10 protein-coding genes are annotated in these 13,734 nt (G+C 72.1%); 9 read left to right on the plus strand and 1 reads right to left on the minus strand.

Annotated elements, in window-relative coordinates:
- Nucleotides 1-123: 123 nt before the first annotated feature.
- Nucleotides 124-801: a GntR family transcriptional regulator gene (locus tag ACH4TL_RS06945; protein ID WP_398311607.1), complete on the plus strand. Its 678-nt coding sequence runs from the start codon at nt 124-126 to the stop codon at nt 799-801.
- Between the two features lie 23 nt (nt 802-824).
- On the opposite strand, the gene ACH4TL_RS06950 is transcribed toward ACH4TL_RS06945, so the two are convergent.
- Nucleotides 825-1,112 (minus strand): ribosomal protein L7/L12, encoded by a 288-nt coding sequence (locus tag ACH4TL_RS06950; RefSeq protein ID WP_398310746.1) that lies wholly within the window; start codon nt 1,110-1,112, stop codon nt 825-827.
- Between the two features lie 189 nt (nt 1,113-1,301).
- On the opposite strand from ACH4TL_RS06950, the gene ACH4TL_RS06955 reads away from it, so the two are divergent.
- The 8 genes from ACH4TL_RS06955 (at nt 1,302) to ACH4TL_RS06990 (ending at nt 13,510) form a co-directional block, all read left to right on the plus strand.
- Nucleotides 1,302-2,483: an ROK family protein gene (locus ACH4TL_RS06955; RefSeq protein WP_398310743.1), complete on the plus strand. Its 1,182-nt coding sequence runs from the start codon at nt 1,302-1,304 to the stop codon at nt 2,481-2,483.
- Between the two features lie 419 nt (nt 2,484-2,902).
- On the plus strand, nt 2,903-4,453 hold the full coding sequence (locus tag ACH4TL_RS06960) for a sugar ABC transporter ATP-binding protein (RefSeq protein WP_398310740.1): 1,551 nt from the start codon (nt 2,903-2,905) through the stop codon (nt 4,451-4,453).
- 29 nt (nt 4,454-4,482) lie between these two features.
- The gene (locus ACH4TL_RS06965; protein ID WP_398311604.1) at nt 4,483-5,496 is read left to right on the plus strand and encodes an ABC transporter permease; all 1,014 of its coding nucleotides are present in this window, start codon (nt 4,483-4,485) and stop codon (nt 5,494-5,496) included.
- Nucleotides 5,493-6,545: a substrate-binding domain-containing protein gene (locus tag ACH4TL_RS06970; protein WP_398310737.1), complete on the plus strand. Its 1,053-nt coding sequence runs from the start codon at nt 5,493-5,495 to the stop codon at nt 6,543-6,545. Before ACH4TL_RS06965 ends, ACH4TL_RS06970 begins: the two co-directional genes overlap by 4 nt.
- 53 nt (nt 6,546-6,598) lie before the next feature.
- Nucleotides 6,599-7,768: a Gfo/Idh/MocA family protein gene (locus ACH4TL_RS06975; protein ID WP_398310734.1), complete on the plus strand. Its 1,170-nt coding sequence runs from the start codon at nt 6,599-6,601 to the stop codon at nt 7,766-7,768.
- A 13-nt stretch (nt 7,769-7,781) separates the two neighbouring features.
- Entirely contained in the window at nt 7,782-8,783 is a 1,002-nt protein-coding gene (locus ACH4TL_RS06980) for a sugar phosphate isomerase/epimerase family protein (protein WP_398310731.1), read from the plus strand.
- Between the two features lie 816 nt (nt 8,784-9,599).
- Nucleotides 9,600-12,041, plus strand: coding sequence for a PQQ-dependent sugar dehydrogenase (locus ACH4TL_RS06985; RefSeq protein ID WP_398310728.1), 2,442 nt, complete (start codon nt 9,600-9,602; stop codon nt 12,039-12,041).
- A gap of 80 nt (nt 12,042-12,121) precedes the next feature.
- Complete coding sequence (locus tag ACH4TL_RS06990) at nt 12,122-13,510, plus strand: ThuA domain-containing protein (RefSeq protein WP_398310725.1); 1,389 nt, start codon at nt 12,122-12,124, stop codon at nt 13,508-13,510.
- Nucleotides 13,511-13,734: the final 224 nt, after the last annotated feature.

Here is a 13,734-nt window from a genome sequence, read left to right on the forward strand (position 1 = left end):
CCCGTGCGTGCGGGGAGGTCTCATTGTCCTGTACGCGGGCCCGGGACCGTAGCCCTCGGTATGCGTAAACTGTAGACAATAACCAATCCGGGAATCCGGTCGATGCCATCCACAGGGGGCGCGATGCTGTCCAAGGGGCTGCCGCAGGGCGCGGTGCCGAGGCTGGAGCGGCCCGGGCCGCTGCGCGAGCGCGTCTACGAGGCGCTGCTCGAACTCATCACCACCCGTGCCCTCCGCCCCGGCCAGCACCTCGTCGAGAGCGAGCTGGCGGGCCACCTCGGCGTCTCCCGGCAGCCGGTGCGCGAGGCGCTTCAGCGGCTCAACACCGAGGGATGGGTCGATCTGCGCCCGGCGCAGGGCGCGTTCGTCCACGAGCCCACCGAGGAGGAGGCCGATCAGCTCCTCACCGTCCGCACCCTGCTGGAGGCCGAGGCCGCGCGGCTGGCCGCCGCGGGCGCCGGTCCGGAGGGGGTCGCGGCGCTGGAGGAGGTGTGCGCTACCGGCGAGCGGGCCGTCCTGAACGACGACGTGGACGGCGCGGTGGCCGCGAACGCCGAATTCCACGCCACGGTCATGGCGCTCGCCGGGAACGCGGTGCTGGCGGACCTCGCCGCCCAGGTGCACCGCCGGGTCCGCTGGTACTACACCCCGGTGGCCCGGCAGCGCGGCAAGCAGTCCTGGACCGAGCACCGCGAGCTGATCGACGCCATCGCCGCGCGCGACGAGCGGCGCGCGACGGAGATCATGCGCGCGCATACGGAGCACACGCGCCACAGCTACCACGAGCGCCCCCACGACTGACCGCCGGTCGTGTCCGTCGGCTTTCAGCCGCGGGTGCCGTCCATGCGGTCGACCGCCTCCTTGGCCTCCTTGAGGTCCGCGTCCGTGATCTCGCGGTACTCCTTGATGGCCTGGATCTTCTTGTTCTCGCGCAGCAGGGCGGTCACCCGCTCCATGCCCGGCTCCTCCTGACGGATGCCCAGGTGGTCGAGGATCAGGTCCGCCTTGCGCTCCAGCCGGGCGGTCCGGCGCTCCATCTTCTTGAGGCGGGCCTCCAGGCCGCCGTACATCAGGACGACGGCGACGATGGTGATGTAGCTGGCTATTTCCATGGGGGAATGCTAGTCGGCGGCGCTGACGGGAAATCGCCCCTGCCTGTCCGTGAGTTTGTCCTTCCACAGGAGAAAGTCCGCATGGATTGCGGCGCAAGTTCTTCCCACTCCCGACAACCGCTGCTACGTTCCCCGTGAAAGCCCGACCATGTGCATGCCGATGACGGCGGGAGGGGCGGCGTGAGGCGCATGACGGCACGACCCGCGAACGCGCATCAGGCCCGGCTGCTCCGCCTGTTGCGCGACGGCGGCCCCAACTCCCGGGCTCAGCTGGGCGATCAGATCGACCTCTCACGTTCCAAACTGGCCGTCGAGATCGACCGGTTGCTGGAGACCGGACTGGTGATCGCCGACGGACTCGCCGCCTCAAGGGGCGGGCGCCGCTCGCACAACATACGGCTCGCACCCGCCCTCCGGCTGCTCGGCGTCGACATCGGCGCCACGTCCGTCGACGTGGCCGTGACCAACGCGGAACTGGAGATTCTCGGCCACCTCACCCAGCCCATGGATGTCCGCGAGGGCCCGGTCGCGGTGTTCGAACAGGTCCTCGCCATGGCCGCCAAGCTCCGCGCCTCCGGCGTGGCGGAGGGGTTCGACGGCGCGGGCATCGGCGTGCCGGGCCCGGTCCGTTACCCCGAGGGCGTGCCCGTCGCACCACCCATCATGCCGGGCTGGGACGGCTTCCCCGTACGGGAGGCACTCAGCCAGGAACTGGGCTGCCCCGTCATGGTCGACAACGATGTGAACCTCATGGCCATGGGGGAGCAGCACGCCGGAGTCGCCCGTTCCGTCAAGGACTTCCTCTGCGTCAAGATCGGCACCGGGATCGGCTGCGGGATCGTGGTCGCGGGTGAGGTCTACCGCGGTACGACCGGCAGCGCGGGCGACATCGGGCACATCCAGGCCGAGCCCGACGGCCGCCCCTGCGCCTGCGGCAACCACGGCTGCCTGGAGGCGTACTTCGGCGGAGCGGCCCTCGCCCGCGACGCCGAGGCCGCCGCGCTCGACGGCCGCTCCGTCGAACTCGCCGCCCGGCTGGAAGCCGTGGGGCAGCTCGCAGCCACGGATGTCGCGGCGGCGGCCTCCGCGGGGGACGCTGCCGCCCTCGAACTCATCCGCGAGGGCGGCATGCGCACCGGTCAGGTCATCGCCGGTCTCGTCAGCTTCTTCAACCCCGGTCTTGTGGTGATCGGCGGCGGCGTCACCGGCCTCGGCCACACGCTCCTCGCCGCGATCCGCACCCAGGTCTACCGTCAGTCCCTTCCGCTCGCCACCGGCAACCTTCCCATCGTGCTGGGCGAACTGGGCCCGGCCGCGGGGGTCACCGGCGCGGCCCGTCTGATCAGCGACCACCTCTTCTCTCCCGCCTGACCTTCCGCCCGGGCCCGACGGCCCGGCCCCGTCCCTACGGCCTCGCCTCCTGCGGTACGGCCGTACCGAGGCACAGCGCGCGGCACGTGCGGTACGACGGCGTGCCTTGTCCCCCCGGCCCCTTCCCGCTGTATCCGATTTGCGGCTCCGCCGCGTGGGGGCTCCGCCCCGGCCTCCGACAACACCCGTAACCCCACGTCCCGCAGGCCCCGGGCCCGGCTCCCCCAGGTCCGAGGGTCCGGACGGCCGTCCCTCGGGGCCGAGCCCCAGGGGCACCGGTCCCGGCCACCCGGCCACCGGGGCCCCGGCCACTTACCAGCCCCTCCGGCGTTTGAGGAGCGGGGGTCGGGGTGGAGCCCCGGGGGAGGGGCGGGGTGGGGGAAGAGGCACCGACCCGCGACTCGGCCGAGGAGGCCCGCATGGCACCACCCGAACCGCGTCCGGCAGACCCGCCCCCGCTTCTCACCATGTCCGGCATCACCAAGTCCTTCCCCGGCGTACGGGCCCTCGACGGCGTCGACCTCGACGTCCAAGGGGGCGAGGTGCACTGCCTGCTGGGGCAGAACGGGGCGGGCAAGTCGACGCTGATCAAGGTGCTGGCCGGGGCCCATCAGCCGGACGGCGGGGAGATCGTCTGGCGGGGCGCACCCGTGGCCCTGAAGTCGCCCGTCGCCGCCATGCGCCTCGGCATCGCCACCATCTACCAGGAACTCGACCTGGTCGAGGGCCTGTCCGTGGCCGAGAACATCTTCCTCGGCCATGAGCTGGCCACCGCGGGCTTCGTGCGGTCCCGGGCCGCCCGGGCCACCGCAGCCGAACTGCTGGCCCGGCTCGGCCATCCCGAGATCGACCCGCGGCGGCTGGTGGGCGAACTCTCCGCCGCCGCACAGCAGATCGTGTCCATGGCCCGCGCCCTCTCGCACGACGTACGGCTGATCGTCATGGACGAGCCGTCCGCCGCGCTCGACCCCGACGAGGTGGACAACCTCTTCCGTATCGTCGGCGACCTCACCACCGGCGGGGTTGCGGTCGTCTACATCTCGCACCGGCTGGAGGAGATCCGCCGCATCGGCGACCGCGTCACCGTGCTGAAGGACGGCCGCGCCGCCGCCCGTGGGCTGCCCGCCCGTACGACACCCACCCGCGACATCGTCGCGCTGATGACGGGCCGGGACGTGGAGTACGCGTTTCCGCGGCGCGCGGAGACGGGGACAGGGACGCTCCCCAACACACAGCAGCCCGTGCTGCGGCTCGAAGGGCTGGCCCGGACCGGGGAGTTCGAGCCCGTCGACCTCGACCTCGCGCCCGGCGAGATCGTGGGGCTCGCCGGACTCGTCGGCTCCGGCCGCTCCGAGATCCTGGAGACCGTCTACGGCGCCCGCCGACCCACCGCGGGCCGCGTCCTCGTCGACGGCCGCCCGCTGCGCCCCGGCAGCGTGACCGCCGCCGTGCGCGCCGGGCTCGGGCTGGCGCCCGAGGAGCGCAAGGCGCAGGCGTTGCTGATGCTGGAGTCCGTCACCCGGAACGTCTCCGTCTCCTCCCTCGCCCGCTTCTCCCGGGCCGGATGGCTGGACCGCGGCGCCGAACGGGACGCGGCCCGCCGCAGCGTGCGCGATCTGTCGCTGCACCCGGACGACCCGGAACGCCCCGTCCGCACCCTCTCCGGCGGCAATCAGCAGAAGGCGGTGCTCGCGCGCTGGCTGCTGCGCGGCTGCCGGGTCCTGCTGCTGGACGAGCCGACCCGCGGGGTGGATGTCGGCGCCCGCGCCGAGCTGTACGCGGTGATACGGCGCCTCGCCGACGAGGGCATGGCGGTGCTGCTGGTCTCCAGCGAACTGCCCGAAGTGCTCGGCCTCGCCGACCGGGTGCTGGTGCTCCGCGAGGGGCGGGTCGTGCACGCGGCGCCCGCGGGCGAACTGGACGAGCACCGCGTTCTCGATCTCGTGATGGAAGGGAGTCCGTCGTGCTGAACTCAACGGGAGACACGGGCGCCGACGCCGTGCCCGGCGCCGGCGCCACGCTCACGAAGGCGGCCGGGCCCGCGCCCGGCCCACCCACCAAAGCCGGCGGCGGCATCGGACGCCTCGCCGACCTCCGCAACCTCTCCCTCCTCGGCGTGCTCGCCGCCCTCGCCGTCGTGGGCGGCATCACCAAGCCCGACGAGTTCCTGAGCACCGACAACCTCCAACTGGTCCTCACCCAGGCGTCCGTCATCGGCGTCGTCACCGTGGGCGTCACCTTCGTCATCACCAGCGGCGGCATCGATCTGTCCGTCGGCGCGATCGTCGCGCTCGCCTCGGTGTGGGCGACCACGCTCGCCACCCAGGACTACGGCTTCGGCGGCATCCTGCTGTGCGCCGTGCTCGTGGGGCTCGGCTGCGGCCTGGTCAACGGGGTGCTCATCGCGTACGGCGGCATGGTCCCGTTCATCGCCACCCTCGCCATGCTGGCCTCCGCGCGCGGCCTCGCGCTCCAGATCAGCGACGGCAAGACGCAGGTCGTCACCGTCAAGCCGGTCCTGGACCTCGGGCTCCCCGACTCCTACGTCCTCGGCATCCCGCCGCTGGTGATGATCTTCGCCGCGGCCACGGTCCTCGGCTGGCTGCTGCTGGGCCGTACGACCTTCGGCCGCCGCACCGTCGCCATCGGCGGCAACCCGGAGGCGGCCCGGCTCGCGGGCATCGACGTACGCCGCCAGCGGCTGCTGCTGTACCTGCTGTCCGGGCTGTGCTGCGGCATCGCCGCGTTCATGCTGGTCGTCCTCACCGGCTCCGGCCAGAACACCAACGGCAACCTCTACGAACTCGACGCCATCGCCGCCGCCATCATCGGCGGCACCCTGCTCAGCGGCGGCCGCGGCACCATCACCGGCTCCGTCCTCGGCGTCCTCGTCTTCACCACCATCACCAACCTCTTCGCCCTGAACAACCTCCAGAGCGATGTCCAGCAGATCGCCAAGGGCGCGATCATCGTCGCCGCCGTCCTGGTACAGAAGGGTCGTTCGACGTCATGAACCACACCCCGGGAAACCCCACCAGTCGCAGAAACCTCCTCCTGGGCACCGCCGCGGCGGGCGCGCTGTTCGCGGCGGGCTGCACCAGCAACGAGAACAACGACGACAAGGACGCGGGCAAGCAGCCCGCCGGTGCCTCCGACACCAAGCCCGGCAAGAAGGTCACCGTCGGCTTCGCCGGGCCGCAGGCCGACCACGGCTGGCTCAACGCCATCAACGAGCAGGCCAAGCGGCGCGCCAAGGAGTACGAGGACGTCACGCTGGTAGCCACGGAGGGCTCCAACGACACCGCCCAGCAGATCGGCCAGATCGAAACCCTCATCAACAAGAAGGTCGACGTCCTGGTCATCCTGCCCGCCGACGGCAAGGCGCTCACCCAGGTCGGGCTGAAGGCCATGAAACGCGGCATCCCCGTCGTCAACCTCGACCGCGTCTTCGCCTCCCCGCAGGCGTACCGCTGCTGGATCGGCGGCGACAACTACGGCATGGGGCTCAACGCCGGGCGCTACATCGGCGAACAGCTCAAGGGCAAGAAGAACGCCAAGGTGGTGGAGCTGGCCGGGCTGGACAACCTGGAGCTGACCCGCCAGCGCACGGCCGGTTTCGACGACGCCCTCAAGAACTACCCCAACATCAAGAAGGTCGGCCGCCAGGCCGCCGAATTCACCGTCGAGTCCGGCCAGTCGAAGATGGCCCAGCTGCTCCAGGCCCACTCCGGCTTCGACGCCCTGTGGAACCACGACGACGACCAGGGCGTCGGCGCCGAACGCGCCATCCAGCAGGCCGGGCGCGATGACTTCCTGATGGTCGGCGGCGCGGGCGCCAAGCGCGCCATGGACGCCATCAAGGCCGACAACACCGTGCTCAAGGCCACCGTCCTGTACCCGCCGACGATGGCGGCCTCCGCCATCGACCTGGCCCGCGCGCTCGGCCAGGGCAAGGGCGTCGGGGGCCTCGCCGAGCTGGAGATCCCCGCCTCCCTCACCCTCTACTCGGCCGTCGTGACCAAGGACAACGTCGACCAGTACCTCCCCACGGGATTCAGCTGATCAGGCAAGGCCCCATCTCCACCTCGCATCCGTCGCGATCTGAGAGGAGCCTCATGGACCACCCCGACATATCCAGCCTCGGTATCGGCATGATCGGTTACGCCTTCATGGGCGCCGCCCACTCCCAGGGCTGGCGCACCGCGGGCCGCGTTTTCGACCTCCCGCTCCGCCCCGCAATGGCAGCCATCTGCGGCCGCGACCCGGACGCCGTCCGCGCCGCCGCGGACAAACACGGCTGGGCGGCCGCCGAGACCGACTGGCGTCAGCTCATCGCCCGGGACGATGTGCAGCTCGTCGATGTCTGCACCCCAGGCGACAGCCACGCCGAGATCGCGATCGCCGCGCTGGAGGCCGGTAAGCACGTGCTGTGCGAGAAGCCGCTCGCCAACTCGGTCGCCGAAGCGGAAGCCATGGCCGACGCCGCTCGCCGGGCCCGGGCGCGCGGACAGCGCGCGATGGTGGGCTTCAACTACCGCCGTACGCCCGCGACCGCGCAGGCCCGCCGCATGGTGGCCGAGGGCCGGATCGGCGTCCTGCGCCACGTACGGGTCACCTACCTCCAGGACTGGCTGCTCGATCCGGAATTCCCCCTGGTGTGGCGGCTGCGCCGGGAGCTGGCGGGCTCCGGCGCGCTCGGCGACCTCGGGGCGCACATCGTGGACCTCGCGCAGTATCTGGCGGGGGAGCGGCTGGTCGGCGTCTCGGCGCTCACCGAGACCTTCGTACGGGAACGCCCGCTCGTCCCCGACGGGCCGGGCGCGGCGGCCGGACGCGGCGCGGTCACGGTCGACGACGCGGCCCTGTTCACCGGGCGGCTCGCCTCCGGCGCGCTGGCCTCCTTCGAGGCCAGCCGCTTCGCCGCCGGGCGCAAGAACTCCCTGCGCATCGAGCTGAACGGCGACCACGGCTCGCTCGCCTTCGATCTCGAACGGCTCAACGAGCTGTCCTTCCACGACCACACCGCGCCCGCCGCCGACTCCGGCTTCCGCCGCATCCTGGTCACCGAGCCCGACCACCCCTACCTGGAGGCCTGGTGGCCCCCGGGCCACGGCCTCGGCTACGACCACACCTTCGTCCACCAGGCCCGCGACATGGTCGCGGCCGTCGCCGCCGGTACGGACCCCGAACCGTCCTTCGACGACGGGCTCCAGGTGCAGCGGGTGCTGGCCGCGGTCGAGGACAGCGCCGAGAAGAACTGCGTCTACACCCCCGTACCCGCCTGAGGAGGAGGCCCGCATGCCCAGACCCTTCACCCTCTTCACCGGCCAGTGGGCGGATCTGCCGCTGGAGGAGGTCTGCCGCCACGCCCGCGACTTCGGCTACGACGGCCTGGAACTCGCCTGCTGGGGCGACCACTTCGAGGTCGACCGCGCCCTCGGCGAACCCGGCTACCTCGACGGCCGCCGCCAGCTCCTCGACAAGTACGGCCTTAAGTGCTGGGCCGTCTCCAACCACCTGGTGGGCCAGGCCGTCTGCGACCACCCCATCGACGAACGCCACCGGGCCATCCTCCCCGCCCGCATCTGGGGCGACGGCGACGCGGAAGGCGTACGGCAGCGGGCCGCCGCCGAAATGGCCGACACCGCCCGCGCCGCGGCCGCCTTCGGGGTACGCACCGTCATCGGCTTCACCGGCTCGTCCATCTGGCACCTGGTCGCCATGTTCCCGCCGGTGCCGCCCGGCATGATCGACCGCGGCTACGAGGACTTCGCGACCCGCTGGAACCCGATCCTCGACGTCTTCGACGCCGAGGGCGTGCGCTTCGCCCACGAGGTCCATCCCAGCGAGATCGCGTACGACTACTGGACGACCCACCGCGCCCTCGAAGCCGTAGGCCACCGCCCCGCCTTCGGCCTCAACTTCGACCCCAGCCACTTCGTCTGGCAGGACCTCGACCCGGTCGGCTTCCTCTGGGACTTCCGCGACCGCATCTACCACGTCGACTGCAAGGAGGCCCGCCGCCGCCTCGACGGCCGAAACGGCCGCCTGGGCTCCCACCTCCCCTGGGGCGACCCCCGCCGCGGCTGGGACTTCGTCTCCGCGGGCCACGGCGATGTGCCCTGGGAGGACGTCTTCCGCATGCTCCGCTCCATCGCGTACGACGGCCCGATCTCGGTGGAGTGGGAAGACGCGGGCATGGACCGCCTGACGGGCGCCCCCGAGGCCCTGACCCACCTGAAGTCCTACGACTTCGACCCCCCGACGTCGTCCTTCGACGCCGCGTTCGGAGGCGACTGAGCCGCCACAGCGGAGCGGGGGCCCCACCTCGGGCTTGGTGGGCCGTTGTCGCCGGAGCGGCGAGGGCCTGCGCCCGGCGGGGGCTGGGGCCACTTCTTCCCCCCCCACCCCGCCCCTTCCCGAAACTGGGGGCCAGCCCCCAGACCCCCGCCCGGCGGGGCCGCCGAGGCGGACGGCGCGCGCGACGGCGCGTACATCGGCCCCGGGCCGGGGGCGCGCCAACCCGCCCGGGCGAGGCCGTGCGCGGCGGGTCCCCGACGCCTGCGCGGGCCCCACGCCGCGGGGTGCGTGCCCTGGGCTGGGCGCGGCGCGTTCTCGCCCGGGCGAGCCGCCGTCGGCGGCATCGGCGGGGTATTCCGGTGCGGCGTTCCGAGCGGTGGGGGCCGGGGGCTTGCCCCTGGTTCGGGAAGGGGCGGGGTGGGGGAGGAGCGGCCCCGGGCCAACCCACCCGCCCTGGCGAGGTCATCCTGTGCGTGGCGGGCGCCGACGCCTGCGCGGGCCAAGCGCCCGGGGCGGAGCCCCGAGTGGTGGGGGGGCCGGGGGCTTGCCTCCGGTTCGGGGAGGGGCGGGGTGGGGAACAGAAGGCCCCGCCTCACCCCACCGGCTTTGTCCTCCCCGCGGACCAAGCCAACCCATTCCGCGTCAAAGGGGTTTCCGAACCGGACAAACCCCGCTACCGTCCTTGAGATGTACCGGTCACATGGGGTGCCCCTCACCCCGGACCGGTCACCGAACGGCGCGACGGCGCGCGCCTGTGCCAGGCCGGGCGGTCAACGGCCCCCGTCCGTACACCCCCTCTTTTCCCGGAGGATCAGCGTGCACAGGAAACGGCATGGACTGCGCGGCCCCCTCGCGCTCCTCACGAGCTCCCTGCTCGTGGGCGCGGGGCTCGCGTTCACCGCATCGCCCGCACAAGCGGGCGCAGAGCAGGCGGAGGAGAAGTTCCAGCAGGTCACCCTCGCCAAGGGCGAGGTCGAGACCGGTGAGCCGATGTCGCTCGCCGTCCTCCCCGACCGCTCGGTGCTGCACACCTCCCGCGACGGCACCCTCCGCCTCACCGACGCGAGCGGCGACACCAAGGTGTCCGGCAAGCTGCCGGTCTACTCGCACGACGAGGAAGGGCTCCAGGGCGTCGGCATCGACCCCGGGTTCGAGCAGAACCGGGCCATCTACCTCTACTACGCGCCACCGATGGACACCCCCGCGGGCGACGCCCCCAACGAGGGCACGGCGGCCGACTTCGCGAAGTTCGACGGCGTCAACCGCCTCTCCCGCTTCACCCTCAAGCCCGACGGCACCCTCGACACCGCCAGCGAGAAGAAGGTCCTCGACGTCCCCGCCTCCCGCGGCATCTGCTGCCACGTCGGCGGCGACATCGACTTCGACGCCGACGGCAACCTCTACCTCTCGACCGGGGACGACACCAACCCGTTCGCCTCCGACGGCTTCACCCCCATCGACGAGCGTCCCGACCGCAACCCGGCCTACGACGCCCGTCGTTCCGCGGGCAACAGCAACGACCTGCGCGGCAAGATCCTCCGCATCAAGGTGGCCGCGGACGGCTCGTACACCGTCCCGGACGGCAACCTCTTCGCGCCCGGCACGGACAAGACCCGGCCCGAGATCTACGCGATGGGCTTCCGCAACCCGTTTCGGATCAGCGTCGACAAGCCGACCGGCACGGTCTACGTCGGCGACTACGGGCCGGACGCGGGCGCCGCCGACCCCGAGCGCGGCCCCGGCGGCGCCGTGGAGTTCGCCCGCGTCACCAAGCCCGGCAACTTCGGCTGGCCGTACTGCATCGCCGACAACAAGCCGTACCGGGACTACGACTTCGCCACCAAGACCTCAGGACCGGCCTTCGACTGCGCCGCGCCGAAGAACACCTCGCCGCACAACACCGGGCTGACCGACCTGCCGCCCGCCCAGCCCGCCTGGATCCCGTACGACAACGACTCGGTGCCCGAGTTCGGCACCGGCTCCGAATCGCCGATGGCCGGTCCGGTCTACCGCTATGACGCCGCGCTCGACTCGCCGGTGAAGTTCCCCGAGGCGTACGACGGGAACTTCTTCGCGGGCGAGTTCGGCCGCGAGTGGATCAAGCGCATCGAGCAGGGCGCCGACGGCACCGTGGAGAAGATCAACGACTTCCCGTGGTCCGGCACCCAGGTGATGGACTCCGCCTTCGGCCCGGACGGCGCGCTGTACGTCCTCGACTACGGCCTCGGCTACTTCAACGGCGACGAACACTCCGCCCTCTACCGCATCGAGAACGCCACCGACGGCTACTCGCCCATCGCGGAGGCCTCCGCCGACCGTACGTCCGGCCAGGCACCCATGAAGGTCGCGTTCAGCTCGGCGGGCACCGCCGACGCCGACGGCGACGCCCTCACGTACCGCTGGGACTTCGGCGACGGCCACACTTCCACCGCGCCCAACCCCACCCACCGGTACACCAAGAACGGCACCTACACCGCCACCGTCACCGCCACGGACCCCACCGGCCGCAGCGGCAGCGCCAGCGTGCACCTCACGGTCGGCAACACCGCCCCCAAGGTGACGCTGCAACTGCCCGGTGACGGCCAGCTGTTCACCTTCGGCGACGAGGTGCCGTTCAAGGTGAAGGTGACCGACCCCGAGGACGGGACCATCGACTGCGCCAAGGTCAAGGTCACCCACGTCCTCGGCCACGACAGCCACGGCCACCCCATCACCTCGGCCAACGGCTGCTCCGGCACCCTCAAGACCAGCGCCGACAGCGAGCACGACCCCAACGCCAACATCTTCGGGGTCTTCGACGCCGAGTACACCGACAACGGCGGGGGCGGCCAGCCGTCGCTGACCACCCACGACCAGAGCGTCGTCCAGCCCCGGCACCGCCAGGCCGAGCACCACGGCGACTCCAAGGGCATCGACGTCATCAACCACACCCCGGCCAACGGCGGCAAGACGGTCGGCAACATCGACAACGGCGACTGGATCGCCTTCACCCCGTATCTCCTCGGCAACGCCAAGGACTTCACCGCACGCGTCTCCTCCGCGGGCGCCGGCGGCACCCTCGAAGTGCGCGCCGGGTCCCCGACCGGGCAGCTGCTCGGCAAGGCCACCGTTCCGGTGACCGGCGACTGGGAGAAGTTCCAGGACGTCAAGACGACGCTGCGCAAGCCCCCGACCCGCACCACCACGCTCTACCTCGTCTTCAAGGGCGGGGCGGGAGCGCTGTACGACGTGGACGACTTCACCATCGGCACCGGCTGACCGCCCGCCTGTGTCCCGGGGCGGGCGCGACCGTCCGCCCCGGGCCCGGGTCCGTACCCGGAGGAAGGAGTTACCCGCCCATGCCCCCGCACCCCCGCCGCTCCAGACGCAACCACCGCTTCCGTTTCCCACTTCTCCGCACGTCCGCCGTCGCCGCGCTGCTGCTCGCCGCCACCGCCCTCCCCCCGGCGGCGGCCTCCGGCGCGCCCGCGGCGTCCGCGGCGTCCGAGGACCGCGTTCTCGTCTTCTCCAAGACGGCCGCCTTCCGCCACGACGCGATCCCCGACGGCATCGCCGCCATCCGCGACCTCGGCGCCCAGCACGGCTTCGCCGTCGACGCCACCGAGGACGCCACCGCCTTCACCCGCGCCAACCTGGCCCGTTACGACGCCGTCGTCTTCCTCTCCACCACCGGCGACGTCCTCGACGCCAAGCAGCAGTACGCCTTCGAGCGCTACATCCGGGCGGGCGGCGGATTCGCCGGGGTGCACGCGGCAGCCGACACCGAGTACGACTGGCCGTTCTACGGCGGCCTCGTCGGCGCGTACTTCCGCACCCACCCCGCCGTCCAGCAGGCCACCGTCAACGTCGAGGACCGCGCCCACCCGGCCACCGCGCACCTGGGCGCGGCATGGCAGCGCACCGACGAGTGGTACGACTACCGCAGCAACCCGCGCGACGGGGTCCATGTCCTCGCCACCCTCGACGAAGCCTCCTACGAGGGCGGTTCGATGGGCGAGGACCACCCCATCTCCTGGTGCCAGGACTACCGAGGCGGCCGCGCCTTCTACACCGGCCTCGGCCACACCAGGGAGTCCTACGCCGACCCCGCCTTCCGGCAGCACCTGCTCGGCGGCATCCGCTACGCCACGGGCGCGCTCCGGGCCGACTGCCGCCCGGAGCGCGGCTACCGGTCGCTGTTCGACGGCACGTCGGTGGCGGGCTGGAAACAGGCCGGACCCGGCGCCTTCACCCTCGACCCGGCCACCGGCACCCTCACCTCGACGGGCGGCATGGGTCTGCTCTGGTACGAGGCGCGCGAGCTGCGCTCGTACTCCCTGAAGCTGGACTGGCGGATGGCCGGGGACACCGGGGACGACAACTCCGGAGTCTTCGTCGGCTTCCCCGCCTCCGACGACCCCTGGTCGGCGGTCGACCGCGGCTACGAGATCCAGATCGACGCGACGGACACCCCCGATCGCACCACCGGCGCGGTGTACGGCTTCCAGTCCGCCGACCTCGCCCGGCGGGACGCGGCGCTGAACCCGCCGGGGGAGTGGAACACGTACGAGATCCGGGTGCGCGGCGAACGGCTCCAGATCTGGCTCAACGGCGCACTGATCAACGACTTCACCAACCAGGACCCGGCGCGCAGCCTGCGCGACGGCCATGTCGGCATCCAGAACCACGGTGACGGCGACAAGGTCGCGTTCCGCAACATCCGCGTACGGGAACTGCCGTCGCCCTGACCGGCCCTCCGATCTGCCGCCCAACGGCCCGAGGGGAGCCGCGGGCGGCATCAGGCGGCGGGGAGGAGTACGCCGCCTCCTCCCCGCCGCGCAGCGGCCTCCGGCCCGGGCAACCGGACGGGGGCGGGCGCGCCGCCGAACGCGGCACCGCGCCAGAGCCACCGCCGAGTACGACCGCACGAAGCAAGACCGCCAGAGTTGCGGGCCCTAACGCATCACCCACA

It is taken from the genome of Streptomyces sp. NPDC021115, assembly GCF_044333065.1.
GTDB lineage: Bacteria > Actinomycetota > Actinomycetes > Streptomycetales > Streptomycetaceae > Streptomyces.